24 protein-coding genes and 1 pseudogene are annotated in these 24,722 nt (G+C 69.3%); 18 read left to right on the forward strand and 7 right to left on the reverse strand.

Features of this window, described 5'->3' with window-relative positions:
• From AB0C30_RS33860 to AB0C30_RS33870, 3 genes and pseudogenes are all read left to right on the forward strand, one after another.
• Window positions 1-115: pseudogene (locus AB0C30_RS33860) on the forward strand (IS5/IS1182 family transposase); the annotation flags it as partial.
• 32 nt (window positions 116-147) lie between these two features.
• On the forward strand, window positions 148-534 hold the full coding sequence (locus AB0C30_RS33865) for a VOC family protein (RefSeq protein WP_357952195.1): 387 nt from the start codon (window positions 148-150) through the stop codon (window positions 532-534).
• A gap of 149 nt (window positions 535-683) precedes the next feature.
• A complete protein-coding gene (locus AB0C30_RS33870) occupies window positions 684-1,361 on the forward strand; it encodes a GNAT family protein (RefSeq protein ID WP_357952196.1) in 678 nt (225 codons plus the stop codon).
• A gap of 209 nt (window positions 1,362-1,570) precedes the next feature.
• Here AB0C30_RS33870 and AB0C30_RS33875 read toward each other — a convergent pair whose 3' ends face one another.
• From AB0C30_RS33875 to AB0C30_RS33885, 3 genes are all read right to left on the reverse strand, one after another.
• Window positions 1,571-2,236 (reverse strand): response regulator transcription factor, encoded by a 666-nt coding sequence (locus tag AB0C30_RS33875; RefSeq protein ID WP_357952197.1) that lies wholly within the window; start codon window positions 2,234-2,236, stop codon window positions 1,571-1,573.
• The gene (locus AB0C30_RS33880; RefSeq protein ID WP_357952198.1) at window positions 2,233-3,381 is read right to left on the reverse strand and encodes a histidine kinase; all 1,149 of its coding nucleotides are present in this window, start codon (window positions 3,379-3,381) and stop codon (window positions 2,233-2,235) included. Before AB0C30_RS33880 ends, AB0C30_RS33875 begins: the two co-directional genes overlap by 4 nt.
• Window positions 3,382-3,551: 170 nt before the next feature.
• Window positions 3,552-3,974 (reverse strand): hypothetical protein, encoded by a 423-nt coding sequence (locus AB0C30_RS33885; RefSeq protein ID WP_357952199.1) that lies wholly within the window; start codon window positions 3,972-3,974, stop codon window positions 3,552-3,554.
• 302 nt (window positions 3,975-4,276) lie between these two features.
• Between AB0C30_RS33885 and AB0C30_RS33890 the strand changes: the two genes are divergently transcribed.
• From AB0C30_RS33890 to AB0C30_RS33905, 4 genes are all read left to right on the forward strand, one after another.
• Window positions 4,277-5,494 carry a hypothetical protein gene (locus tag AB0C30_RS33890; RefSeq protein ID WP_357952200.1) on the forward strand — a complete coding sequence of 406 codons (1,218 nt, stop codon included), beginning with the start codon at window positions 4,277-4,279 and terminating at the stop codon, window positions 5,492-5,494.
• Window positions 5,495-5,574: 80 nt separating this feature from the next.
• On the forward strand, window positions 5,575-6,141 hold the full coding sequence (locus AB0C30_RS33895; RefSeq protein WP_357952201.1) for an aldo/keto reductase: 567 nt from the start codon (window positions 5,575-5,577) through the stop codon (window positions 6,139-6,141).
• Window positions 6,081-6,548, forward strand: a complete 468-nt coding sequence (locus AB0C30_RS33900) for an aldo/keto reductase (RefSeq protein WP_357952202.1) — start codon at window positions 6,081-6,083, stop codon at window positions 6,546-6,548. The genes AB0C30_RS33895 and AB0C30_RS33900 overlap by 61 nt, the downstream gene beginning before the upstream one ends.
• A gap of 85 nt (window positions 6,549-6,633) precedes the next feature.
• Window positions 6,634-7,029 (forward strand): VOC family protein, encoded by a 396-nt coding sequence (locus tag AB0C30_RS33905; RefSeq protein WP_357952203.1) that lies wholly within the window; start codon window positions 6,634-6,636, stop codon window positions 7,027-7,029.
• A gap of 8 nt (window positions 7,030-7,037) precedes the next feature.
• On the opposite strand, the gene AB0C30_RS33910 is transcribed toward AB0C30_RS33905, so the two are convergent.
• A complete protein-coding gene (locus AB0C30_RS33910) occupies window positions 7,038-8,246 on the reverse strand; it encodes an ice-binding family protein (RefSeq protein ID WP_357952204.1) in 1,209 nt (402 codons plus the stop codon).
• Window positions 8,247-8,885: 639 nt separating this feature from the next.
• Here AB0C30_RS33910 and AB0C30_RS33915 point away from each other — a divergent pair.
• The 7 genes from AB0C30_RS33915 to AB0C30_RS33945 are packed head-to-tail and all read left to right on the forward strand — an operon-like array spanning window position 8,886 to window position 16,471.
• The gene (locus AB0C30_RS33915) at window positions 8,886-10,067 is read left to right on the forward strand and encodes an ROK family transcriptional regulator (protein ID WP_357952205.1); all 1,182 of its coding nucleotides are present in this window, start codon (window positions 8,886-8,888) and stop codon (window positions 10,065-10,067) included.
• Window positions 10,064-10,852 (forward strand): ABC transporter permease, encoded by a 789-nt coding sequence (locus AB0C30_RS33920; protein WP_357952206.1) that lies wholly within the window; start codon window positions 10,064-10,066, stop codon window positions 10,850-10,852. Before AB0C30_RS33915 ends, AB0C30_RS33920 begins: the two co-directional genes overlap by 4 nt.
• Window positions 10,849-11,646 carry an ABC transporter ATP-binding protein gene (locus tag AB0C30_RS33925; protein ID WP_357952207.1) on the forward strand — a complete coding sequence of 266 codons (798 nt, stop codon included), beginning with the start codon at window positions 10,849-10,851 and terminating at the stop codon, window positions 11,644-11,646. The genes AB0C30_RS33920 and AB0C30_RS33925 overlap by 4 nt, the downstream gene beginning before the upstream one ends.
• Window positions 11,643-12,614: an aliphatic sulfonate ABC transporter substrate-binding protein gene (locus AB0C30_RS33930; RefSeq protein ID WP_357952208.1), complete on the forward strand. Its 972-nt coding sequence runs from the start codon at window positions 11,643-11,645 to the stop codon at window positions 12,612-12,614. The genes AB0C30_RS33925 and AB0C30_RS33930 overlap by 4 nt, the downstream gene beginning before the upstream one ends.
• On the forward strand, window positions 12,611-14,080 hold the full coding sequence (locus AB0C30_RS33935) for a sulfatase-like hydrolase/transferase (protein ID WP_357952209.1): 1,470 nt from the start codon (window positions 12,611-12,613) through the stop codon (window positions 14,078-14,080). Before AB0C30_RS33930 ends, AB0C30_RS33935 begins: the two co-directional genes overlap by 4 nt.
• A complete protein-coding gene (locus AB0C30_RS33940) occupies window positions 14,077-15,552 on the forward strand; it encodes a sulfatase (RefSeq protein WP_357952210.1) in 1,476 nt (491 codons plus the stop codon). The genes AB0C30_RS33935 and AB0C30_RS33940 overlap by 4 nt, the downstream gene beginning before the upstream one ends.
• A 1-nt stretch (window position 15,553) precedes the next feature.
• Complete coding sequence (locus AB0C30_RS33945) at window positions 15,554-16,471, forward strand: formylglycine-generating enzyme family protein (RefSeq protein WP_357952211.1); 918 nt, start codon at window positions 15,554-15,556, stop codon at window positions 16,469-16,471.
• Between the two features lie 25 nt (window positions 16,472-16,496).
• Here AB0C30_RS33945 and AB0C30_RS33950 read toward each other — a convergent pair whose 3' ends face one another.
• Both AB0C30_RS33950 and AB0C30_RS33955 read right to left on the reverse strand, forming a co-directional pair.
• A complete protein-coding gene (locus AB0C30_RS33950) occupies window positions 16,497-17,861 on the reverse strand; it encodes a sulfatase-like hydrolase/transferase (RefSeq protein WP_357952212.1) in 1,365 nt (454 codons plus the stop codon).
• 50 nt (window positions 17,862-17,911) lie between these two features.
• Window positions 17,912-18,913, reverse strand: a complete 1,002-nt coding sequence (locus AB0C30_RS33955; RefSeq protein WP_357952213.1) for a LacI family DNA-binding transcriptional regulator — start codon at window positions 18,911-18,913, stop codon at window positions 17,912-17,914.
• 281 nt (window positions 18,914-19,194) lie between these two features.
• On the opposite strand from AB0C30_RS33955, the gene AB0C30_RS33960 reads away from it, so the two are divergent.
• The 3 genes from AB0C30_RS33960 to AB0C30_RS33970 all read left to right on the forward strand — a co-directional run bounded on the left by AB0C30_RS33960 (window position 19,195) and on the right by AB0C30_RS33970 (window position 21,108).
• Window positions 19,195-19,692, forward strand: a complete 498-nt coding sequence (locus AB0C30_RS33960; RefSeq protein WP_357952214.1) for a DUF5994 family protein — start codon at window positions 19,195-19,197, stop codon at window positions 19,690-19,692.
• A 51-nt stretch (window positions 19,693-19,743) separates the two neighbouring features.
• The gene (locus tag AB0C30_RS33965) at window positions 19,744-20,526 is read left to right on the forward strand and encodes a GAF and ANTAR domain-containing protein (RefSeq protein WP_357952215.1); all 783 of its coding nucleotides are present in this window, start codon (window positions 19,744-19,746) and stop codon (window positions 20,524-20,526) included.
• Window positions 20,527-20,775: 249 nt separating this feature from the next.
• Window positions 20,776-21,108 (forward strand): hypothetical protein, encoded by a 333-nt coding sequence (locus AB0C30_RS33970; RefSeq protein WP_357952216.1) that lies wholly within the window; start codon window positions 20,776-20,778, stop codon window positions 21,106-21,108.
• A 40-nt stretch (window positions 21,109-21,148) separates the two neighbouring features.
• Here the strand turns inward: AB0C30_RS33970 and AB0C30_RS33975 are convergent, their stop codons facing one another.
• Window positions 21,149-22,420, reverse strand: coding sequence for an alpha/beta hydrolase-fold protein (locus tag AB0C30_RS33975; protein WP_357952217.1), 1,272 nt, complete (start codon window positions 22,418-22,420; stop codon window positions 21,149-21,151).
• Between the two features lie 224 nt (window positions 22,421-22,644).
• Between AB0C30_RS33975 and AB0C30_RS33980 the strand changes: the two genes are divergently transcribed.
• Window positions 22,645-24,684, forward strand: a complete 2,040-nt coding sequence (locus AB0C30_RS33980; protein WP_357952218.1) for a M14 family zinc carboxypeptidase — start codon at window positions 22,645-22,647, stop codon at window positions 24,682-24,684.
• Window positions 24,685-24,722 lie beyond the last annotated feature (38 nt).

Consider the following 24,722-nt stretch of genomic DNA (forward strand, 5'->3'; position numbering starts at 1 on the left):
CGTGGACTTCTACCTATACCTCGCCGCCGCCTTCGTCACGCTCCGCATGCTCATCCGACGCTCGACGACCCGCTATCGCTGGGACCACCGCCCCACCACCCGACGCCTGAAGTGATCCATTTGCCGGTCGGTCTTAGCATGATCACCATGCATCGCAGTCGTGTCTACGCCCTCCTGATAGACACCCCCACGCCGGAGGCTGAGGCAGCGGCCGCCTTCTGGGCCGCGGCGCTGGGGGCCACGGCTCGCCCGCTGCCTTCCGAGGAGCAGTTCATCTCGCTGCACGGCGCCTTGCCCGAGCCTGGCCCGCTCGTGGCCGTGCAGGCGGTCGACGACGCTCCCCGTTTCCATGTGGACATCGAGACCGACGACGTCGAGGCGGAGACCCGGCGACTGATCGCCCTGGGCGCGAGTGAGGTGGCGCGGTGGCAGGAGTGCCGCACCCTGCGCGTCCCCGGCGGTCATCTCATGTGCGTGCTTCCCGTGGAGAGCGACCGCGCGGTGTTCGAGTCCGAGGCCAAGACCTGGCCCTAAGTCTGCCGCTGGTAGACCAGGCGGGTGGGGGCCGGCGTGGGGGTCTCGACTGTCGATGGCCTGTAACAGTGCACGAGGCGAACGACGTGCTCAGGGCCAGGCCGAATATGTGATGCGCGCCGTGCCGGTCGGCCCGTACGGTTGCGCCCATGCCGACGACTGGCTCGCCTCTGTCCGCGTATCCCCCGCTGAACGTGCAGGTGCACACACCTCGGCTGTCCTTGCTCGGGGCGACAGATGAGCTCCTAGAACGCCTGGTCCCGACGGTGCGCAAGGGCGTGGCCGTCAAGCCCCCGTGGCCCTTCGACGATCCGATGTCCCTCTATGCGGACAGCCCGGAGCGCGAGTGGGGCTGGCTGCGGGCGGTGTGGCGGGGCCGGGGCCAGGTCAGCGAGAGCTTGTGGCGTCTGTACTTCGTCGTAGTCGTCGACGGCGAACCGGTGGGCATGCAGGATCTGATCGGCCGCGACTTCGCCGCGTTCGGTACGGTCACCACATTCTCCTGGCTCAGCCCGGACGTTCGGGGCGGCGGCCTGGGCAAGGAGATGCGGCAGGCGGTGCTGCAGCTGGCTTTCGACGGGCTCGGGGCCAGTGAGGCGGGCAGCGATGCCTTCGTCGACAACCACGCCTCGAACCGCGTTTCGCAGGCACTGGGTTACGTGCCGAACGGCGTCGACTGGGACACCCGGCGCGGCGAGCCGGCAGAGATCAAGCGGTGGCGGCTGACCCGGGAGCAGTGGATCAAGCGGCGGCGCGACGACATCGAACTCGTCGCCGTCGGCGACTGCCTGCCAGTCCTCGGGATTGACCTACCACCAGTTGACTGACCAACAAACCTTCCAGGGAGGGTGTCCATTACGCCGACAGCCCTGAACACGCGATAGAGCTGACCGGTCTGTGGCGGTAGATCACGACTGAATGTAGAGCCTGGTTCTGGGGTTCAAGGGCGGCGCTCCTGCCGAATCGTTTCGGAGCCAAACAGTCTGTGGGCCGCATTTTCTGGCGCTCTTGTCGGCAGCGTCGGCATCGCCCGGTGTCACGCGCCGGGCCGTATCAGGCCGCTCTCGTAGGCCAGGATGACCAGCTGGACTCTGTCGCGTACGTTCAGCTTGGCGATGGCCCTGGTGATGTGGGTCTTGGCGGTGAGTGGACTGATGACGAGCCGCTCGGCGATCTCGTTGTTGGAAAGGCCGAGCGCCACGAGCTTGACCGTCTCCAGTTCCCGGACGGTAAGGGCGGCCAATCGCTGCCCCGCGCTGGGCGTGAGGTCCTGCCGGTGGGCGAACTGCTCGATGACGCGGCGGGTCACGCCCGGAGACAGGAGCGCGTCTCCGTCGGCGACGGCGGCGACCGCCCGGCGCAGTTCGGCGGGTTCGACCTCTTTGGTGAGGAAGCCGCTGGCGCCGGCGCGCAGGGCGGCGAAGACGTGTTCGTCGGTGTCGAACGTCGTGAGGATGATGACGCGACAGCTCAGAGTGGTCGAGCCGGTGATGATGCGGCGCGTGGCGGTGATCCCATCGGTGCCGGGCATGCGGATGTCCATGAGGATCACGTCGGGGCGGGTGCTCGCGGCCAGCCGTACGGCTTCGTCGCCGTCCTGGGCTTCGCCGACGACCGTGATGTCCCGGGAGCGGGCCAGCAGGCTGCGGAAGCCGGCCCGTACGAGTGCCTGGTCGTCGGCGAGGAGCACCTTGATCGTCATGCCGTCGAGCCTGCCACAGGGATGTCGGCCCGCACGGCGAAGCCGCCGCCGGCGATCGGTCCTGCGGTGAGCGCGCCCCCGAGTGCGCTCACTCGCTCGCGCATACCGGCCAGGCCATGGCCTTCGGTGGCCTCGGCGCCGCCTGGGGCGCTGCGGCCGTCGTCGGTGATCTCGACGGTGATCGAGCGGGGCTGGTAGCCGATCGTCACCTCGGCCTTGCTCGCTCCCGCGTGCTTGAGCGCGTTGGCCAGGGACTCCTGGACGACGCGGTAAAGGGCGATGGCGAGAACGGCAGGGATGGCCGCGCGGTCGCCGTGCTCGTCGAGGGTCACCTCGAGCCCGGCGGCGCGGGCGTCGGCGATGAGAGTGTCCAAGGAGGCCAGATCCGCCTGCGGCGCGGTGTCAGCGGGGTTGTCGCGCAGGACCGCGACGAGGGAGCGGAGGTCGGTCATCGCCCGGTTCCTGACGTCCTTCGCCAGGCGTAGCGCGGCGGCGGCCGCGGTCGGATCCTCCTGGAGAGTGTCGGCGGCGACATTGAGCTGAACGCCGACGACGGCCAGCGTGTGCGCGATGATGTCGTGTACCTCGTGCGAGACGCGCAGCCGTTCCTCGGCGGCACGAGCACGGCTGTCGGTTTCGCGCAGCCGCTCGCGCCAGCGCATCGCGGCAGCGTAGGCGAGGCCCGCAGCGATGAGGATCGCCAGGAGCAGGCCTTCCCCCGCGACGTGTAAGACGTAGCGGGTCGGGTTCGTGTCCAGCGCCCAGCGGAAGTCGACCGCAGAGTAGACCAGCTGGGCCAGGCCGATGGCGGCGACCCAGCGCACGCGTGGCGTGGTGGCGACGGTGAAGTAGGCGACCGCGGCCGGCCAGATCCAACCGGCGGGAGACCAATGTCCGGTGAGGTGATAGGCGAAGATCCCGCCGATCGACAGCAGCAGCACGGTCATCGGCCAGCGGTGTCTGACCAGCAGGAGCGCTCCAAGAAGCAGAGCGAGGGGGTACGTGCCCTGCCGGGGGGTGTGCACCCCGGCGGCGAGGGCTACGGCGATGAAGAAGACCAGCGTGAGGGTAGCGAGCGCAATGTCGGTGATCCGGGCGAGGTGCCGGACAGGAGCGGGTTCGCGTAGTGGGGGCGGTTCGGCCATGCGAAGGCCCTTTCTCGAGGGGCGAGGGGTGTAACGCCGGGCCGGGGCGAACCAGGACGGCGTCGCCCAGGTGACCGCCTAGGTGACGCCGTCGGCATGTTCGGCTTCCGGAGTCGCGCGGACGGCGGACTCAAGGGCCGCGGAAGCTCTTGATCTGTTTACCAGCCGGATCAGACGTGGGTGACCAGGAGGGTCACGCCTGCCTCGTCGCCACAGTCGACGAAAACGGGACCGACGCCATTACCGATGGTGGGGGCGAGGGTCGCCTTCACCACGAATCCCTGCGGGTTGTCGTCAATGATGCGGATGTTCTGCAGCAGCGGGCGCTCTCTGTTGATCCCGGCGAGCACCGCCTTGAGCTCTTTGCCGCCGCCGCAGTTGCCGGTGATCGTCACCTCCTGGCCTCGCTTGGTGGTCGGATTGGGGCTGACCTGAAGCACCGCCCTGGCGCCCTTCGGCGGCTTCGGCGCGGCCATCGCAGCGGTGGCCTGACTGGCCGTGCCAGCCTGGGCACCAGCCGGCACGCCGACCAATCCCAGCAAACCGGCCGTCAAGCTCAGCCCGGCGATCGCAGTGATCACTTTCTTGCTCATGGCGATTCCTCCAGTTCTCATCCGGCTATCTCGACGAGAAACGGTAGGGCGGACCGCAGCGGGAGTGCGTCGTCCGTTGATCGTCATTTGACCTTGCACCGTTCGCTGTATGAGCTACACCAAAGGGAGTAGGTATCAGGCATGAAATGCCCGGTGACCTGTGGACGGACATGAAGTTCCGCTGCCTATCGATAATGGACGCGCCAGTGGAGCACCCCTAGGGCCCCTATGGTTTCTCCAGGATCCCCTATGCATTCCCTAGGCCATGGGCGCCGCTGACCGGCGATGGTACGAAATCGTTCGTGACCAAGCGAAAAATATTATCCCTGACATCCAGCAGAATTCTCGGTGCGGTCGCGCTCACCGCGAGCCTGACGACCGCGAGCCTGGCGACCGCGGCCCCGGCGGGCGCGACACTCGCGCCGGTCTGGGACCAGCTGTCCTTTCCCTACGGGTACGTCGAATCCGAGAAGCAACTCAAGGAACTCAACGATGTCGCCGCGCTGAGCGGCACCCAAGCTTGGGCTGTGGGGCAGGTGCGGATGGAGGGCTGGCCGAACCCGCCGGCGGGTGCGGTCTGCCCCGATCTGTTCCGCTGGAACGGTCAGAACTGGGTGGACGACCGGCCGGATATCAACTGCCGGGGCGCGCTGACCTCGGTGTCGGCCGCCGCGGCGAACGACGTGTGGGCCACCGGTTCGACCATCGCCTACCACTGGAACGGTACGGCCTGGACCCTCACTCCGTACCCGACCGAACAGAACAACCCTTTCTACCTTGATGATGTCGCCGCGGTGGGCGGCACCGCCTTCGCGGTCGGCAGGTCCTACCAGTCAAGCAGTGAGGTTTCCACGGCGGGTGTGATCCGCTGGAGCGGCACCGCCTGGCAGAAGATGAGCCTCCCGCCGCTCGCGGGCAACACCGACCTGAGTGCGGTGCATGCTCTGGCACCGGACGACGTCTGGGCGGTCGGCACCACCAACCGCTACGGGCCGAGCACCGATGCGCACACCCTGGTGCTGCACTGGGACGGCCACACCTGGTCCCGGCTGCCGGATCCGCCGAAGGAAGCGCTGGTCGAGACCGCTCTGGACGCGGTGGCCGCGCGGTCCGGCGAGGTGTGGGCGGCCGGTCAGCGGACCACCTACGAGGCCAACGGCATTTCGGTCAAGAAGCGCGAGGCGTTCGCCATGCGTTGGAACGGTAGCGCGTGGACGGTGACGCCGACCCCGGCGATCACCGGCTGGTACGGATCCTCCATCACCTCGCTGGCCTGGAACGGCACCGAGGTGTGGGCCGGAGGCAGCGGGCAGGACGACGCCACCGCGCGCAGCGTCGGTGTGCTGCTGCGCTGGAACGGCACCGCCTGGCAGCAGGCGCCGAAGCCGCCGCTGCTCGACGACTACCGGATCAAGCAGCTCGGCGCTGTGCCGGGCGGCGGCCTGTGGGCCACCGGCTACGGCACCCGGGAGACCGACGAGCACGCCAAGGGCCAGTTCCTGGCCCGGGTCACCGGCTGAACCTTCCTCCTTGCGATGGAGTGGGTGATGTGCGCGAGCCGACCGCTGCGCCATCGCATTGTGGGGGCCGACCGCCTGGCTTGGGAGCGGGCCTGGAGGGGGCCAGGGCGATCTTCGAGTCGTTCGTGTCGGCCGGCGGGACCACCTTCGACGTCTCGAACATCTACCAAGACGGTGAGGCAGAGACCGTTCTGGGCGACCTGTTGGGTCGCGAGCGCGACGACTACGTTGTGATCGCCAAATACAGCGGGAGCAGGAGCGTCCAGGTCCGCCCCGGCACCACAGGCAACAGCCGCAAGACCATGATCCGGTCCCTGGAGGAGACCCTGCGACGGTTGAAGACCGACTACGTTGACGTCTTCATGCCGCACTTCCCCGACGGCGTTATCCCGATCTCGGAGATCCTGGGCGGCTTCGAGGACCTGATTCGAGCGGGCAAGATCCGCTACGGTGGCCTGCCGAACTTCCCGGCCTGGCGGGTCGCCGGCGCCGCTGTCAGGTCGGAGCTGAACGGAGACAGGTCGCTGGTCGGCATCCAGACCGAGTACAGCCTGGCTGAGCGCTCTGGGAGCGGGAACTCATCCCGATGGCCCAAGCACATGGGCTGGGCGTCGTTCTCTATTCCCCGCTGGCAGGCGGTCTGCTGACCGGGAAATACCGCTACGGCGAGCAGGGGCGACTCAGCGCACGGGCCGCGGTCGACGGTACTGTCGGCGAGGGCGGTGAGCAGCGCACCGCTGTGCTCGACGCGGTCCTTGCCGTGGCCGCTGAGATTGGTACCGGCCCAGTCCATGTCGCACTGGCCTGGCTGCGTCAGCGCGCTGCGCGGGCCCAGACCTCGATGATCCCCATCGTTGGGCCTCGCACCCCGGCCCACTTGGCAGGATACCTCGACGCGCTGGATGTCGAGCTCGACCCACACCACTACCAGCTGTTGGATGAGGTCAGCGCGATCAGGTTCGGTGCCCCCCACGAAGACGTGGCCGGCGCGCTAGCCCACGGCGTCGACGGGGACCGGAGTCTCTTCGACGACCCGCTCATCCCGGTGATCTGAAACACCGGCCCAACCGCCCGCCACGGCTGATCCCGCCTCATGCCCGTTGACCCCTGCCTCACTTTCGGTCTCGTCTGGACTGCCTTTGCCCCTCGCCGGCATCGCCGTCATCAACCTCGAATGCCCTGACCCGATCTCCCTGGCCCGCTTCTGGGCACACATGCTCAGCGGCGAGATAACGGTCGAGACACCGGGATTCTGCGCGGTCAAGGTCGGGACGCTCCACCTCGGTGCAGTCCGTGTCGAGGACGACCAGCCACCGACCTGGCAGTCCAATGATCGCTCACAGCAGATCCACCTCGACCTCACTGTCGATGACCTCGACACCGCCGAGCACGAGGCGGTCCGATCATCTACGCATGCTCCTCATCGGCGGCGGACTCGACCACCCTCACCGGAAGTGTCCGTCAGCGCGGCGTGGCTACTCGGCACGCATGCCCACCTGGGCGCACGGCTCGCCGCCCACCCCATCAAGCTGTGACGAAGGCACTAGGCGGCCGAGTGGGTGATGGCGCCGGTGTAGGTCCCGGCGACGACATCGGCCGGCAAGGCCACGGTGATCGTCGGGTTCCAGGTGGCGGAGTTGTTCCCCGCGCCGTCGGCGGCGGAGAAGGCGATACGCGCGGAGCCGAGGCCGCCGGCCGTTCCGGGAGTGAATGTCGCGCTACCGGTCGTGTTGATGGCCGGGCCCGGGGAGTAGTTGACGGATCTCTTCGCGATGGTCTCGGGGGCGGTGGCGCCGCCAGTGGTGAAGTCCGTGGAGTCGACGGTCGCGGTCCAGGCGGCGTTCGGGTCACCGCGGGTGTCGGTCACGGTGATCTCGCCGAGCGGGCCCGACACGTTGGCGGCGCCGGCTGCTGCGGAACCCGGGTCCGCGCTGCCGGGCACGTTGATGGACAGTGCGCCGGTGGACCGGCTGATGGCGTTGGTGTCCAGGGTGACGGCGCCGTTGCGGGCCAGGACGCGACCGTTCACGTTCACGCCGGTGGTCACGGTGATCGAGGTCAGCGCGAGGACGTTCCCGGCCAGGCTGGAGCCGGTACCCAGCGTGGCCGAGCTGCCGACCTGCCAGATGACGTTGGCGGCCTTGGCGCCGCCGGTGAGGATCACCGCGCTGGAGGAGGCGGTGATAAGGGTGGAGGCCGCCTGGAAGATGAAGACCGCGTCCGGGTCTCCCTGCGCGTCGAGGGTCAGGTTTCCGGTGATCCCGAAGGTGCCCGCGGCGGAGTTGTAGACCCCTGGTTTCACGGTGGTCCCGCCGAGCTCTGTCCCGATGGTGGTGGCGGGAGTACGAGAGGCGGCGTCGTTGTAGGCGGCGGTCAGGTCGACCTGGGCGTGGGCGGCGGCGGTGTCGGCCACGTGGATGGCACCGCCGACCACGGTGCCGGGCGGGAAACCGGTGACCGACGTGCCCGGGCTCAGCCCGAGGTCGCCGGTGATGACGGTCTCGCCGGTGTTGGTGACGGTGCTGGCACCCAGAACCGCGAAGTTCGCGGCGCTGCCGAGCCCCACCGGCTCGTCCGGGGTGCACGCCCTGGCTTGCGCGGTAAGGAGCATGGTCACGACGGGAATGAGCGCGAAACCGGCCGCCAGCCGGGAAGAGCCAGGAAAGCCGATCTGTGCCGGGGCGGCCACACCGGTGGTCGCGAAGGTCGAACCCCTGGCATATCGCAGCATTGCCGAGACAAGTCTGTTCATACGTCCCTCACCTATGGACGGAGTTGCGGATAGTGATCTTGTAGTCCCCACATCGGCCCGGTGCGGGGGTGGCGTGCTCTGTGGATGACAAGACTTCTTTCCTTGATCACTGACACGGGATACAAGACAGCCGGGGTTCACCGGGATCAGCCCGAACCTTGGGATGGCTATGGCGCCGAATTTCGCTGTCAGCCCGTGACGCACGATTCACGTCGCGACACCACGGCGGGTGAGCTGTGGAAAACCGCAGCCAGATCCGGGTACGCGCTTCCTTCCGGCGCTCGGACCCCCCGGACCTCGCGTTTCTCGTCATGATGGGAAAGTTGATCGACGTCCCGCGCCGCACGCTGGAGGGCCGATCTTGACGGGTCCGGTGGACGGGAGAGGCGATACATAGTCGTGAGATAGCGGGACATAGGCGTGGGGTCGCGGGCTGCGGCCGGCAGGGGTCCTACGGCGAGCGCCGCAGAAACCATGGACGGGCGCGGGGTTCCTCCATCGAGGCGCCGACAGCTCCCCGTTGCCAGTAGCCCGACCCGTAAGCGCTGGTCAGACGTTTTCGTCGGCCCTGCGACAGATTTCCGGATTCTTTCTGCCGGAAGGTTGACGTAAAAAATGGGCAAACCATAGGTTTCCAGCGTGTCAACGCCCAATGGAGCCCACGCGCTCGTCCGTCGCTCCCATGAGGAGAGAGTGCTGCGCCTGCTACGCCAGCACGGCGCGCAGAGCCGCAGCGAGATCGCGACGCGGGTCGGCCTGTCGCGCACCACGGTCTCCGAGATCACCAGTGACCTGATCGGGCGCGGCGCGATCCAGGTCGTCGACACCGACGCCGTCGAGCGCGTCGGCAGCGGCCGGCCGGCCGAGCGGCTCGCGCTGGACCCCGGTTCGGGGCAGTACATGGGCGTCGACTTCGGCCACCGGCGGGTGAACGTCCTGGTGGCCGACGCGGCGCACGACATCATCGCGTCCGGCACCTCGCGCTACGAGGAGTCGGCGCAGTGGCCCGAGCGGGTCGAGGCCGGGCTGGCGCTGATCGAGCGGATCAGCGCCGACACCGGTGTCCACTACGGCGCCCTCCAGGCCATCGGGATCGGCGTGCCGGGCTGGGGTGACCGCTCGCGCGCCGACGGGGTGGCGGAGCTGTTCGCCGAGCGCTTCCACACCGCCGTGATCGTCGACAACAACGTGCGCTTCGCGGGGCTGGCCGAGGCGCTGCACGCCCAGTCGGACTCCGTACGCGACCTCATCTACCTGCGCCTGTCCGACGGCGTCGGCGGCGGGCTCGTGGTGGGCGGCCAGCTCGTACGAGGCTTCAAGGGCTACGCCGGAGAGCTCGGCCATGTGACCGTCGTGCCCGGCGGCGCGCAGTGCCGGTGCGGCAAGCGCGGCTGCGTGGAGACCGTCGCGTCGGTCCCGGCGATCCTCGGGCGCTGCCGCGAGCTCGGCCTGCCGATGGAGACGCTCGACGACCTGCGGGCCGCCGTGGAGATCGCGCACCCGGTCGTCGACCAGGTGCTGCGCGCGGCCGGCGCGGCGGTCGGCCGGGTGCTCGGCACCGCCGCGATGACGCTCAACCCCAGCGAGATCGTGCTGGCCGGCGAGATCGTCATGATCGCGCCCACGCTGGTGCAGCAGGTCGCGGCCACGGTCACGTACGAACTGTCGTGGCTGACCGACGCGGCGCCGGTGATCCGCGCCGCCCTGCTGGCGGACGACGGCGGCGCGCTCGGCGCCATCGCGGCCCTGTTCCACGAGTCCCCGCTGCTGGCCGGATACGAAGCGAACGTCACAACGGACGGAGGCCAAAGGTGGCCGTGATCACTACGGAAGCGGCGGCGGCCACGAAGGTCCGCCCCCGCAAGAGCCGTACCCTGCTGATGCTCAACATCGGCTCGGTGGTGGCCGGGCTGGCGATCTGGTGGGGGCTGTCCCTGGCCGGGCTGCAGTTCCCCACCCCGGGCGAGGTCGTCGCGGCCGCCTGGCGGATGCTCCTGGACGGCACGCTCGTCACCGACGTCGGCGCCTCGCTCGGGCGGGTGCTGGCCGGGTTCGCGCTCGGCTCGGTCGCGGCGGTCCTGATCGGCTTCCTCATGGGGTGGTACACGATCGCGCGCGGCCTGTTCGAGCCGTGGATCCAGTTCTTCAGGACCGTCCCGCCGCTGGCGATGCTGCCGCTGGTGCTGGTCCTGATGGGCATCGGCGAGAGCCCGAAGATCTTCGTCATCTTCCTGGCGGCGTTCCTGGCCTGCGTCATCTCGACCTACCAGGGCGTGGTGAACGTGGACCGGACCCTCGTCAACGCCGCGCGGGTCCTCGGCGCGGGGGACGGGACGATCTTCGCGCGGGTCGTGGTGCCGGCTTCGACGCCGTTCATCCTCGTCGGGATGCGGGTCGGGCTCGGCTCGGCCTGGGGCACGCTGGTGGCCGCCGAGCTGCTGGCCGCGCAGGCGGGGCTCGGGCACCGGATGCAGAACGCGCAGCTCTACTACGACCTGCCGACGATCTTCGTCGGCATCATCACGATCGGGATCCTCGGCCTGATCATGGACCGGCTGCTCATGCTGGCCGGCAACAAGCTGACGGCCTGGCAGGAGAGCCGATGACCATGCCCACGACCACGCCCAAGATCTCCGTACGTGACATCGAGAAGGTCTACCCCGTCGGCAAGGAGGACTTCGTCGCCCTCGGCGGTGTCTCGCTCGACATCGCCGACAACGAGTTCGTGACCGTCGTCGGGCCCTCCGGCTGCGGCAAGAGCACGCTGCTCAACATCCTCGCCGGGCTGGAGCAGCCCACCGGCGGCACCGCACTCGTCGACGGCAAGCCGGTCTCGGGTCCTGGCCCCGAGCGCGGGGTGATCTTCCAGCAGTACGCGCTGTTCCCGTGGCTGACCGTCCGCGAGAACGTCGAGTTCGGCCTGCGTACCGCCAAGGTGCCCAAGGACGAGCGGCGCCGGCGGGCCGAGCACTTCATCGGCCTGGTCGGCTTGGAGCGGTTCGCGGACGCGCTGCCCAAGACGCTGTCCGGCGGCATGAAGCAGCGCTGCGCCATCGCCCGCGCGTACGCGGTCAACCCGTCGATCCTGCTCATGGACGAGCCCTTCGGCGCGCTGGACGCGCTGACCCGGGTGCGGCTGCAGGAGCAGCTCCTGGAGACGTGGAGCCAGGAGCGGCGGACGGTCATGTTCATCACCCATGACGTGGACGAGGCGGTGTTCCTCGCCAACCGGGTGGTCGTGATGGCCGCGCGGCCCGGCCGCATCGCCGATGTCATCGACGTCGACCTCCCCTATCCGCGCGACGAGGACATGCGCCTGAGTCCCGAGTTCGGGAACCTGCGCAACCGCGTCTGGCATTCGGTGTACCACCAGCGGCAAGTCAAGGAGCCCGCGCAATGAGAAAGACATCCATCGCCGCTGCCGCCGTCATGCTGGCGCTCGGCACGGCCGCCTGCTCGTCGGGCGACGCCGGCACCCAGGTCAACTTCGGCTACATCGGCGACTTCAACGGCGCCAGCCTGCTCGCCGTCGCCGACCAGCAGGGCCTGTGGAAGAAGCACGGTATCGACGCGAAGACCAGCGTCTTCACCAACGGCCCGCTGCAGATCCAGGCGCTGGGCACCGGCGACCTCGACTTCGGCTACATCGGGCCGGGCGCCATGTGGCTGCCGGCCACCGGCAAGGCCAAGGTCGTCGCGATGAACACGCTCGGCAACGCCGACCGCGTCATCGCGCAGGCCGGTACGGGCTCGATGGCCGACCTGAAGGGCAAGACGATCGGTGTGCCCGAGGGCACCTCCGGCGACATGATCCTCACGCTCGCCCTGAAGAAGGCCGGGCTGGCGAAGACCGACGTCAAGATCGTCCCGATGGACGCGGCGACGATCGTCTCGGCGTTCACCTCCAAGCAGATCGACGCGGCCGGCTTCTGGTATCCGGCCATCGCCACGATCAAGAAGGCCGTTCCGGACCTGGTCGAGCTGGCCAAGAACGAGGACTTCGCCGACACGGTGTCCTTCCCGACCGCGTTCGTGGCCGGCAACGACGTCGTCGCCAAGGACCAGGGCAAGACCCAGAAGGTCATCGCCGTGCTCCGCGACGCGATCCAGTACCGCAGCGAGCACCTCGACGAGACCATCGCCGCGACCGCCAAGATGCTCAACCAGCCGGCCGAGCAGGTGAAGGCCGACGCGGCCAACTCCAAGGTGCTGTCGCTGTCCGAACTGGACGGCTACACCAAGGACGGCACCATCGACAAGTGGCTGACCGGCATGAACGACTACTTCGTCGGCGCGGGCAAGCTCACCGGAGCCGTCGCCCCCAAGACCTACTACACGGCCGACCTGTTCACGGGCGCCGCCAAGTGAACATCCTGTTCCTGATGACCGACCAGCACCGCGTCGACACCCTCGGCGCGTACGGCAACCGCCTGGCCGCCACCCCCGTCCTCGACGAGCTGGCCAGGACCGGAACCCGGTTCGACCGCTGGTACACCCCCACCGCGATCTGCACGCCCGCGCGGGCGAGCCTGCTCACCGGGCAGGCGCCGTTCCGGCACAAGCTGCTGGCCAACCACGAGCGCAACGTCGGCTACATGGAGGACCTGCCCGACGGGCAGTACTCCTTCTCCGAGGCGCTGCGCGAGGCCGGGTACAACTGCGGGCTCATCGGCAAGTGGCACGTCGGGCACCACCGGCGGGCGGCCGACTTCGGCTTCGACGGGCCGGACCTGCCGGGGTGGCACAACCCCGTGGACCACCCCGACTATCTGGACTACCTGGCGGCCAACGGGCTGCCGCCGTACGAGATCCACGACCACATTCGCGGGACGCTGCCCAACGGCGGGCCGGGCAACCTGCTCGCCGCGCGGCTGCGTCAGCCGGTGGAGGCGACGTTCGAGCACTACCTGGCGACGCGGACGATCGAGATGCTGGAGCGGTACGCGGCCGACGAGCGGCCCTTCTTCCTGCAGCTCAACTTCTTCGGGCCGCACCTGCCGTACATCGTGCCGGACGAGTACTTCGACATGTTCGACCCCGAGTTGGTCGAGCTGCCCAAGTCGATCGCCGAGACCTTCGCCGGCAAGCCCGCGGTGCAGGCCAACTACAGCGCGCACTGGACGTTCGACACCATGCCGCTGGAGGTGACGCGCAAGCTCATCGCCGTCTACTGGGGGTACGTCGCGCTCATCGACGCCCAGATCGGCCGGGTCATGGACGCCATGCGGCGCCTCGGGCTGGTCGACGACACGGCCGTGTTCTTCACCTGCGATCACGGCGAGTTCACCGGCGCGCACCGGCTGCATGACAAGGGCCCGGCGATGTACGAGGACATCTACCGCACGCCCGGCCTGCTCCGCGTTCCGGGGCAGGAGCCCGGAGTCGTCCGGTCGGAGTTCGTCAGCCTGCTGGACTGCACGGCGACCATCCTCGAACTGGCCGGGATCGACCCCGCTCCCGCCGTCGACTCGCGCAGCCTCGTGCCGCTCGCGTCCGCCGACGAGGTGGCGTGGGAGCAGGACATCGTCTGCGAGTTCCACGGGCACCACTTCCCGTATCCGCAGCGGATGATCCGGACCGACCGCTACAAGCTGGTCGTCAACCCGGACTCGACGAACGAGCTGTACGACCTGTTCACCGACCCGGACGAACTGCTCAATGTCTACGCGCACCCCGAGATGGAGGCGGTGCGCGGCCGGCTGATGCGGCGGCTGTACCAGGTGGTGCGGGATCGGGGTGACAACTTCTACCACTGGATGACGTCGATGTACGACGTCGGCGACGTCTCCTACGACCCGACGATGAGCGGGCTGGACGAGGCGACCTACCGGTGAGACGGCCCAACATCGTCATGATCCTCACCGACGACCACGCCTCGCACGCCGTCGGCGCGTACGGGTCGGTAGTCAACCGGACGCCGCGCATCGACGAGATCGCGGCGTCCGGGGCCCGGTTCGACAACTGCTTCGCGACCAACGCGCTCTGCTCGCCGAGCCGGGCCAGCATCCTGACCGGCACGTACTCGCACGTCAACGGCGTCTCGACGCTCGTCACGCCCATCGACGCCGCCCAGCCGACGTTCGTGAGCCTGCTGCGGGACGCCGGGTACCGGACCGCCATCGTCGGCAAATGGCACATGGGGGACGGCCCCGGTCATGATCCGCAGGGGTTCGACTACTGGGACGTGCTGATCGAGCAGGGGGAGTACTTCGATCCGCGATTCCTCTCGAAGGAGGGCCTGCGGACCGTCCCCGGCTACGCCACCGACCTCATCACCGACCTGGCGCTGTCGTGGGCCGACGGGCTCGACGGCGACGACCCGTGGTGCCTGCTGATCTACCACAAGGCGCCGCACCGCCCGTGGGAGCCCGACGAGAAGCACGCCGGGATGTACGCCGAGCCCATCCCGGTGCCGGCGACGTTCACCGATGACCACGCGACGCGCTCGTCCTCGGCGCGGCGGGCGGCGATGCGGATCGCCGAGCACCTGAACGCCGAGGACCTCAAGCAGGATCCGCCCGAGGGGCTGTCCTACGAGGAGCTGGCGCTGTGGAAATATCAGCGCTACATGGAGGACTACCTGGCCGTCGTCGCCTCGGTCGACGACAACGTGGGCCGGGTCGTCGACTGGCTCCGGGCCCGTGGCGACTTCGCGGACACGCTCCTGATGTACTGCTCCGACCAGGGCTTCTTCCTGGGGGATCACGGCTGGTTCGACAAGCGCTTCATGTACGAGGAGTCGCTGCGGATGCCGCTGGTCCTGAGCTACCCGAGGCGTGTACCGGCTGGTCAGGTACACCCCGGTATCGTGACGAACGTGGATTTCGCGCAGACCGTGTTGGACGTGGCCGGGGTGGCGCACCATCCCCGTATGCAGGGGCGCAGCTTCCTGGCGGACCTGACCGGCGAGCCCGGCCCGGCTCCCGCCGAGGGGATGTACTACCGCTACTGGGAGCACGACGACGTCTTCCACAAGGCGCCGGCGCACTACGGTTACCGGACGTCCCGCTACAAGATCATCTACTTCTACAACGACGGCATGGGACTGCCCGGTACGGGCGCGTTCACCTACAGCGGGGAATGGGAGCTGTACGACCTGGAGGCCGACCCCGCGGAGCTGCGCAACGTCTACTTCGAGCCGGACTATCTCGCGGTCCGCGAGGAGATGAAGGCCCGCATGTGGCAGGCGCAGGCGGCACTCGGCGACGAGCCGCACCCCAGCCAACCGGTCCCCAGCCAGTTGCTCCCCGGCCGGCCGCGCCCGAGCCAGTCGCTCCCCGGTCAGCCGCACCCCGGCGGGGTGTGACATGTCGGGCAGCTGCTGCACACCCGCGACGCCGGCCACACCCCTGGAGCCGACCCGGTTCGCGGCACAGGGCACGCACGCGATCGAGCAGGTGGACCTGCCCGGCGGCGAGTTCCGGATGGGCGACGCCACCGGCGACGGCAACCGGGGCGACGGTGAGACGCCCGTCCACCCGGTGGTCCTGGCGCCGTTCTCGATCGACGCGACCTGCGTGACGACGGCCGACTTCGCCGCCTTCGCGGAGGCGACCGGCTACCGGACGGAGGCCGAGGAGTACGGCTTCTCCGCCGTCTTCCACCTGGCGCTGCAGGCCCGCCCGGAAGACGTGATGAACCCCGTCCCCGGCACCCCCTGGTGGGTCGGCGTCCACGGCGCCGACTGGCGGCACCCCGGCGGCGCCCTGTCATCGGCGGAGGCCGACCACCCCGTGGTCCATGTGAGCTGGAACGACGCCCTCGCCTACTGCTCGTGGGCCGGCCGGCGCCTGCCGACCGAGGCCGAATGGGAGTACGCCTCCCGTGGCGGCCTCGAGGGCGCACGCTACCCGTGGGGCGACGACCTGCCCGAGGACGAGTGGCGGGTGAACATCTGGCAGGGCGTCTTCCCCACCCGGAACACGCTGGCCGACGGCTACCTGACCACGGCTCCGGTCCGCACGTTCGAGCCCAACGCGTACGGGCTCTGGCAGACGGTCGGCAACGTCTGGGAGTGGTGTTCGGACTGGTACGCCCCCGACTACTACGCCTACTCCCCGTCGGCCGACCCGCGCGGCCCGCTCCGTGGCACGACGCGGGTGCTGCGCGGCGGCTCCTTCCTGTGCCACGACTCCTACTGCAACCGCTACCGCAACGCGGCGCGGTCCTCGAACACGCCCGATTCCTCGATGGCCAACGCCGGGTTCCGGACCGTGGCGCCATGAGGCCGCCGGAAAGCTGACCGTGGGGCTATGAGACCGCCGGCTGGTGGCCGAACCTGACCGGTTTCGGGCCGCGCAGCCGCACGGCCGGGTCGGTCAGCGCCTGGTCCCGGGCCTCGACCTCGACGGCCGGCTCGATGACCGGCTCGGCCTCGCCCGCCGCCACGATCCGCCACAGCAGCCGCGCGCGCAGCCCGGCCGCCACCTCCAGATGGGACCGATGCCCCGCCAGGTTGACCAGCTCGTGCGGGTCGCTGTCCAGGTCGTACAGGGCCTGCTCGCGGTAGTGGGCGGAGGCGGGGCTGGCCACCGGGTCGGCGTCCTCGGCGACGGCGTAGTACTTCCACCGCGAGGTACGGATGCCGCGCCCCACTTCCGATTCGCTCACCTGGAAGAACACCTCGTCCGGCCAGGGGGCGCGGGCGTCGCTGAGCAGCGGCAGGAACGAGCGGCCCTGCATGTTCTCCGGCACGGGCAGCCCGGCCGCGTCCAGCAGCGTGGGCGGCAGGTCGATGACGCTGACCGGCCGGGAGATCGCGCCGCCCCCGTCGAACCCCGGCCCGCGCACGGCCAGTGGCACCCGCAGCGACGCGTCGTGGCAGGACCGTTTGTACTCGCCGTTGCGGGTCTTGAAGTGGTTGCCGTGGTCGGAGGTGTAGGCGACGATCGTGTCGTCGAGCAGGTCCATGCTCCGCAGCGCGTCGAGCAGCCGGCCCAGCCCCTCGTCCAGGCGCTTGACCTGGCCCAGGTAGCCGCCCAGGTGCCGGGCGGCCGTGCCGCCCAGCGCGGTCAGGTCCGGCGGCGTCCAGCGGCCCTGGTAGCGCTCCTCGTAGCCGTCGGGGGCCGGGTAGTTGTCCACCTCGTTCTGGTGGTGCGGCTCCAGGAAGGACAGGAAGAGGAAGAAGGGCTCGTCGTGGTGGTCGGCGACGAACCGGACGGCCGCGTCGACCAGCGCGTCGGAGCGGTAACCGGGCAGGAAGACGGGGTCGTTCGCCTCGTCGTACACGATCGTGCGGTAGGCGTCGGAGGTGTGCTCCAGCGCGTTGGCCGCCAGCCACGACCCGTAGCCGCCGCGTAGTTCCTCGGGCACCGGCTCGGTGGCGGCCAGGTGCCACTTGCCGATGTAGCCGGTGGCGTATCCGGCGGCGCCGAAGTGGTGCGCCAGGGTGCGCTCCTCGGCGGGCAGGGCGCGGCCGTTGCGGTAGACCCCGGTCGTGGTCGGGTAGCGGCCCGTCTGCAGGGCCGCGCGGGCGGGCGCGCACACCGGTTGCGGGGTCAGCGCGACCGTGGCCTGCGTGCCGTGCCGGGCCATCCGGTCGAGGTTCGGGGTGAAGGGACCCACGGTGTCCCACCGCTGCTGGTCGGTGAAGACGACGATCACGTTCGGGCGCAAGGAAGAGCTCCTGTCGAAGGGCCGTTGGGAGAGGCTGTTGGGAAGGGCTGTCAGGAAGAGCCGCGTCGCAGGAATGTCCACGGGCGGACCACTTCGCGGGCGGGCAGGGGCCCGTCGGCCTGGAGGCGGTCGAAGAGCAGGCGTACGACGTCGGTGTAGTCGTGTCTGAGTGGGCCGACGGTGCTCAACTGCGGGTTGCTGATGAGCCCCTCGTCGATGTTGCCGACCCCGATCACCGCGACGTCGCCCGGCACGCTCAGCCCGATGTCCCTGGCGGCGGAGAGCACGCTGATCGCGGCCCGGTCCGACGCCGCGAAGATCGCGTCGGGCCGGTCGGGGGAGCGCAGGAGCTTGGTGGCTGAGTGGTAGGCCGCCACGCGGTCGTCCGCGCCGGAGACGATGATCCGCCGCTCGACGCCATGCCGGTCGAGGGCCGTCGTGTAGCCCAGCAGCCTGCCGGTCGGGTGGTCGCGGTAGAGCTCGTGGCGGTGCGCCATGAAGGCGATGCGCGTGCGGCCCTCGGCCAGCAGATGCTCGATCGCCTCGGCGCTGACCTCGGTCTCCGGTGTCCGTACGACGTCGCAGCCGTCCGGCACGCTCTCGTTGCGGACCACGACCATCGGCAGACCGCCGGCGGCGATCTCGGCCAGCAGGTCGTGGGTGAGGTGCTCGCCGGCCAGATTGACCAGCGCGCCGTCGGCGATCCCGCTCCGCAGCACGTCGGCCGCGGCCCGCGCGCGAGCCTCGGAGTAGACGGCGAGCGTGATCACGGAGTAGCCGTGTACGTCGGCCATCTCGTGGAGGTCCCTGGCCAGCCGCTCGTCGGTGGGCACCCCGCCGAGCGAGCCCTGAACCAGGCAGACCCGCTGGGTCCGGCGCTTGCGCAGGCTCCTGGCCGCCTGGTCGGGCGTGTAGCCGAGCTGCCTGGCCGCGTCGAGCACCCGCTGTCTCGTCTCGGCGGCGACGGGCCGGTCCCGGCCGCTGAGCACATAGGACACGGTCGCCACCGACACCTGCGCCAGCTCGGCCACCTGTCGTGCTGTGGGTCTCATGTGTGCTGATGTTAAACGATTAACATCAGCGGGCTCTACTCTAACCCTCTTGATCGGATCAACCTTCTGTCGTTCGGACGCTCTTTACCGGTGAGGTAGAATTCAGGTACCGAGGACATTTCGTGCGTTGACACTCAGGTCGGCGTCGCCCACGGCGATCCGCGATTGTCGGCCTCCTCATGTTGGGCCGGACAGGTCAGGCGACCATGAAGGCGTCAGTTCTTACTCATCTCAAGCCGCTGAGCGCTGTCGCTTCCGCGGCTCCTGCCATCGGCTCCGAAGTGCGGCTCAGCCTGAATCCCGTTCTGAGCCGGCGATCCGTGGTGGACGGGGCGTGGTGGCCCCACTCCCGTGACGCGGCCGCAGAGCTGCCAGGGCTCATCGCCGCCGTCGATCAGCGGCTCGACCGGACCACGTTGCGGGTCGGCGTGCGCAAGGAGGCGTGGGACCACATCCCGCGTCGTATCCCGGCACCCGGGCGCCAGATCAAGGTCGGCTGGTTCCACAACACCGACCCTCAGGTGGTCACGTTGATCCTCGCGGGTGCCGAGCCGATCGTTCTGCTGGTCATCCCACCGGACACCGCGAGCGGGCCCGCTGAGGCCGCGCTCAAGCTCGGCGCTCAGGACACGAGCGGATTGTGGCCGGTCGACCTCCTCACCATCGCCCGCCTGCCCGCCACCCGCAGTGCCCGGCGGGCGGGCCAGGAAGCCTCGGACGGCTGGGAGAACGAGGGTGGGCACATCGCCGACCAAGCGGCCGGTCCGCCGATCCCGTAGCCGGTAGTTCCAACCCGAGCGCCGGGGCGGCGGGGGCGTAGGCTGCTGGACGTGGACCTCCCCCCGTCTCACGGCCCGACGTTGCAGGTCGCCCAGGCGTTCATCACCCTGGCCGACACGCTGGTAACCGGGTTCGACGTCATCGACTTCATGCACGGCCTGTCCGAGCAGTGCGTGCGACTTCTCGGCGTCGATGCCGCCGGGCTGCTGTTCGCCGCCCCCGGTGAGAAGTTGCGGTTGGTGGGCGCCTCCAGTGAGCAGAGCCGGCTGCTGGAGCTGTTCCAGCTCCAGACCGACCAGGGTCCCTGTCTGGACTGTTTCGCCACCGGTCGGTCCGTGCACTGCGCCGACCTGGCTACGGCGGAGCCCATGCGGCGCTGGCCCCGCTTCGCCGAGCAGGCCGGCGTCAACGGGTTTCGCGCGGTCGACGCGCTGCCCATGCGGCTGCGCAACCAGGTGATCGGCGCGATGAACCTGTTTCGCCACGAGCCCGGCGAAATGCCGGCCCCCACCGTCGCGCTCGCCCAGGCCCTGGCCGACATCGCCACCATCGGGCTGCTCCAGGAGCGCGCCATCCGGGAAGGTCAGGTCCTGTCCGAGCAGTTGCAGCACGCGCTCGACAGCCGGGTGGTAATCGAACAGGCCAAGGGTATGCTCAGCGAGCGTTACACGCTGCCGATGGAGCAGTCCTTCGCCGTGCTGCGCCGACACGCTCGCGACCACAGCCGCCACCTGACCGAACTCGCGCGTGAGGTGGTCGCCCGTGCCGCCGACCCCGGCCTCATGCCCTTCCCTCCCGCCCCCTCAGCCGAGGACGCTGACCCGACGCCGTGACACCCGGCGAGGCGTCAGCCCGGTAACCGGACGGTGGTTCCGCCCGTGTCGCTGGAGAAGGTGACCGCGTCGCCGAACTGCCGGATCGGGGGTGGAATACGGGAGCCCCTGAAGTCCCAGGTCGGCGACAGGTCCTGTACACCGGTAGCATGGGCCCAGGCACCGAGTGTTCCCCCGATGTATCGGGGGACGTCAGCCACAATCCTGAGAGCGGGACGCAAGATGCGTAGTCCTCGCACAACCGAAGACTTGACCACGATGGAGTCCGCCCCGACCACCGAGGCCGACGAGCGGGCCGAGCACGCGGCCAACGCCCAGTGGCTCAAGGACAACCCGGCTTCGATGCCGCAGGTGGCCGCGGGCCGCTGGGCCGTGTACAACCGCGCCGGCCACCTGCGCGGCCACCTCGTCGGTGATGGCCCGACCCGCGAGACCCGCTTCAAAGCGACCAGCGCCGACAAAGCGGACAACGACCGGATGCCCGCCGGCAGCGCGCGCTTCGGCATCACCTTGCACGATGCCGGGGCACATCTCCTCGATGGGGGCACGCACGGCGGCCTCGCCGAGGCAACGGGCAGCTGAGCGCCGCTCAGGCACCGGCGCACCGTGCGAGGCCGCTCGGTCATGCGTTGGGGCAGTAGGCCGGGGCCGTGCCGTAGGCGTACTGGAGGAAGTCGACCAGGTCGTCAGGCCAGGAGTTCCAGTCGTGGCCGCCGGTGCCGTAGCAGTAGCGGTGGTTCACTCCCAGACTGGTCAGCGTCTTGTCGAAGTCGCTCGCGTACGAGCCGAGGATGGTCTCGTCGACCGACAAGGCGTCATCATGGGCCTTGCTGTCGTAGGCGCACGTCTTCGGCGCTGGATGGTTGCCGTCGGCGTACTGGGGATTGCCGGGAGCGCCCGGCAACTCCTTGCAGCCGCCCGCGTACAGGCCGAACCGGCCGCTGTAGGGCGCGTACTTGCCCTGTGTCACCAGCTCGGCCGGGTTGACGGACGGCCAGTCGTCGACCGTCTTGCCGTTGAAGACGGTGCTCGTGTACGGCCCGAACAGGCTCTCCAGCCGGTAGCGCCGCTGCTTGTCCTGGTCGAGCACCAGGACGCCGTTCTCGTATTTGTTGACCCTGAACGCCCCCCAGTCCGTCAGTGGCATGATCGCCGCGCCGGACGCCCACATGGAGTCGGAGATCGTCCGCTGGGCGGGCATGCCCCGCAGGTCGATGCCCGGGGAGAAGGCGCCGATGACGGAGAACACGTCGGGGTGCGCGGCGGCGTACTTGAGCGTGCCGAAGCCGCCCATCGAGATCCCGGCCAGCCCGCGCCCGGATCGGTTGGCGATGGTGTTGAAGTTGGCGTCGATCCAGGGGATGAGCTGGGAGATGTGGTACGTCTCCCACTTGGGCGCGAAATATCCGTCAGTGCGGCCGACCCAGTCGCTGTACCAGCCGGTCATCCCCCCGGTCGGCATCACCACGATGCCGTCATAGGCCCCCGCCTGGTCCACCAGGGAGACCAGATCGGTCTTCGTCGTCCATTCGTCGTAGTTGTCCCCGCCGCCGTTGAGCAGGTAGAGCGAGCGGTAGCGGGTGCTCCTGGCCGGGTCGTAGTCCTTGGGCAGGTAGATCCGTACGGTGATCGGACGGGCCAGCGGGTCGATCGCCGGAGTGCCGCCGGACGCCTGGAAGATCGCCGTGGAGGTCATGGTGATGTCCCGCAGCTCGGACCCGTTGTCCTGGAGATGCCGGTCCACGCTCACGCAGGTGATGCCGTAGTCGTCGGGGTGGGGCAGGGTCGTCGAGCAGGTCTGCGCCCGCGCCACGCCGGCCGGGACCACAACCGCTCCGGCGATCATCAGCAGTCCGGTCAATGCGCGCGATAACCACCGTGGGGAACTTCGCATCGCTTCCTCCTCCAAGTGAGAAACCGGGCATCAAGGTACAAAGCGGTGCCGATTTCCGCGTCAACCGCCGGGTGGAGAAAGTGGTCAACCTTCGCCTTGTGGGCCGGGGCCGCGTACAACTCCTGCGGTAGGTCGCCTGGCGTATTGCGGCTTTCGAGTGGGTCTTGCCAGTTTTGTCATGTCGGCTTTCACTGATCTCCATACCGGTGATCCAGGAGGAGCCGATGCGTGGCTTACGGGCGTCCGCAGTCGTTCTGGCGATCGTTCTTCTCACGACGTTCCTGACCTCGGGGCAATCCGTCCCGGCGGTCGCCGGGCCGTCCGACCCGGAGCCGGCCTCGCTGGTCACGCTCTCCGTGCCGGACCAGGCCACGATGGAGCGGCTGAGGGCCTCGGGGGCGGACCTCACCGAGCGGGTACGCCCACAGGCGGACGGCAGCGTCCAGGTCGACGCGGTCGTCACGCCGAGCCGGCTGACGGCGCTCGCCGCGCTCGGCGCGACCCTGGCGCCCGGCACGCCGCCCAGCTCCCGGGCGACGCCGAAGGGCACCGCGGCGCCGGATCAGCTGGTCATTGAGCGGGCGGTGTGGTTCAAGAGCCGCGACGGGTACTTCCTGTCGGTCGAGGCGTCCAGCAGCGCGGGGGCGGCGGCCACGCTCAGCGTGAGCTGGACGGGCAAGGGCGGTTCGGGCGGTCAGGTGCCGATGGTGCCGTACGTCGACGCGGGAGCGTACCTGGGCCACCAGCTCAGCACCCCCGTGCCGGCGGAGAACCGGCCGCAGTGGGTCACAGTCACGTCGGCGGCCGGTGGCAGGGCGGACGCGCGGGTCCAGGAGTGGCCCGACGGGGAGCGGCCCGACCGCCAGGGTCCCGGCTACGAGAAGGACTTCGTCAGCCAGTACATGCCGCCGACCCAGCTCAACGAGCGGGTCAAGGCGCTGCACCGGCGCTTCCCCAAGCTCACCGACATCATCACGCTGCCGAACCCGACCAACGGCTACCGGCGCAACGCCCAGGCCCTGATCGGCACCCCGCCCGGCGCCGCCGTCGTGGTCACCTCGAACGCCTACGGCTCCGAGGGCGGCAACGACCTGGCCATCGAGCTCGTCACCCCCGGCGCCCCCGACCGGCAGTTGCAGGTGACGGTGAACGGCAAGCAGATCACCGTAAGTCTGGCCACCGACGGCTCCGGCACGTCCACCAGCACCGCCGCCCAGGTGGTCGCGGCGATCAACGCGACGCCGGGCATCGCCGTCAAGGCCACGACCTACCGCACCGACGCGGGACTCGGCGTCATGGCGCCCGCCCCGCTCACCCAGCTGAGCGACTTCCTCAAGGCCCCGGCCGACGTCCCCCGCGCGCCGTGGCGAGTGCTGGCCCTGCGCGTCGGCGTGCACAGGGACGGCTCGCGCACCGGAGTGCTCGCCTACGCGCAGGAACACGCCAGGGAATGGGTGGGGCCGCTGGTCACCATCGAGGCGGCCGAGCGGCTGCTGCGCAACTACGCGCGCGACGCGGCGACGCGGGAGCTGCTGAAGCGCACCGACATCTTCATCGTGCCCACGGTCAACCCCGACGGCGCGAACTACAGCTTCTACGACTTCAACTCCCAGCGTAAGAACATGACCAACCACTGCCCCGCCCAGCAGTCCGACCCGGCGCTCCGCAACACCTGGGGAGTGGACGTCAACCGCAACTACGCCGTGGGCTCGCTGTCGGACGGATACTTCGGCGCCTCGGCCGGCTGCCAGAGCGGTACGTACGCCGGGCCCGCCGAGCACTCCGAGCCCGAGAGCCGCAACCTCATCTGGCTGGCGCAGCGGTATCGCAACATCAAGTTCGCGATGAACGTCCACAGCTACGGCGGCTATTTCATGTGGCCGCCGGGCGCCTACAAACTCGACGGCCGCGTCACCCTGACCCGGCCCACACCCCGGCAGGAGGCGTACTTCCTGCGTTCGGCCCGCACCATCGAGCAGGCCATCGCCGCCGAACGCGGCACGGTCACCTGGCCCCAGCAGACCGGGCCGGTGACCGACGTGCTCTATTCGGCGGCGGGCAACTCCGCGGACGAGCTCTGGTACGACCACGGCGTCTTCGGATGGGACTTCGAGGTCGGCAGCGACCTGTGGAACCCCACGACACAGAGATGGGAGGGAGTGGGGTTCCAGCCGCCGTTCAGCGAGGGGCACGCGGAGGCGATGGAGTTCGCCTCCGGCCTCATCTCGCTGATCGGGGTCGCCGCCGACTATCGGGAGCCGTGACGGGCACGTCTCGCCGGCCCGGCCGCAGCGGCGGCCGG

This window comes from Nonomuraea sp. NPDC048901, from assembly GCF_040649695.1.
Taxonomy (GTDB): Bacteria; Actinomycetota; Actinomycetes; order Streptosporangiales; family Streptosporangiaceae; genus Nonomuraea.

Excerpts from the sequence above, each read along its gene's own strand:
- AB0C30_RS33880 (WP_357952198.1), bottom strand. The coding sequence starts at position 3,381 with ATGGCCGAACCGCCCCCACTACGCGAACCCGCTCCTGTCCGGCACCTC.
- AB0C30_RS33925 (WP_357952207.1), top strand. The coding sequence starts at position 10,849 with ATGACCATGCCCACGACCACGCCCAAGATCTCCGTACGTGACATCGAG.
- AB0C30_RS33975 (WP_357952217.1), bottom strand. The coding sequence starts at position 22,420 with ATGCGAAGTTCCCCACGGTGGTTATCGCGCGCATTGACCGGACTGCTG.
- AB0C30_RS33980 (WP_357952218.1), top strand. The coding sequence starts at position 22,645 with ATGCGTGGCTTACGGGCGTCCGCAGTCGTTCTGGCGATCGTTCTTCTC.
- AB0C30_RS33885 (WP_357952199.1), bottom strand. The coding sequence starts at position 3,974 with ATGAGCAAGAAAGTGATCACTGCGATCGCCGGGCTGAGCTTGACGGCC.
- AB0C30_RS33875 (WP_357952197.1), bottom strand. The coding sequence starts at position 2,236 with ATGACGATCAAGGTGCTCCTCGCCGACGACCAGGCACTCGTACGGGCC.
- AB0C30_RS33955 (WP_357952213.1), bottom strand. The coding sequence starts at position 18,913 with ATGAGACCCACAGCACGACAGGTGGCCGAGCTGGCGCAGGTGTCGGTG.
- AB0C30_RS33900 (WP_357952202.1), top strand. The coding sequence starts at position 6,081 with ATGGCCCAAGCACATGGGCTGGGCGTCGTTCTCTATTCCCCGCTGGCA.
- AB0C30_RS33910 (WP_357952204.1), bottom strand. The coding sequence starts at position 8,246 with ATGAACAGACTTGTCTCGGCAATGCTGCGATATGCCAGGGGTTCGACC.
- AB0C30_RS33930 (WP_357952208.1), top strand. The coding sequence starts at position 11,643 with ATGAGAAAGACATCCATCGCCGCTGCCGCCGTCATGCTGGCGCTCGGC.
- AB0C30_RS33945 (WP_357952211.1), top strand. The coding sequence starts at position 15,554 with ATGTCGGGCAGCTGCTGCACACCCGCGACGCCGGCCACACCCCTGGAG.
- AB0C30_RS33865 (WP_357952195.1), top strand. The coding sequence starts at position 148 with ATGCATCGCAGTCGTGTCTACGCCCTCCTGATAGACACCCCCACGCCG.
- AB0C30_RS33870 (WP_357952196.1), top strand. The coding sequence starts at position 684 with ATGCCGACGACTGGCTCGCCTCTGTCCGCGTATCCCCCGCTGAACGTG.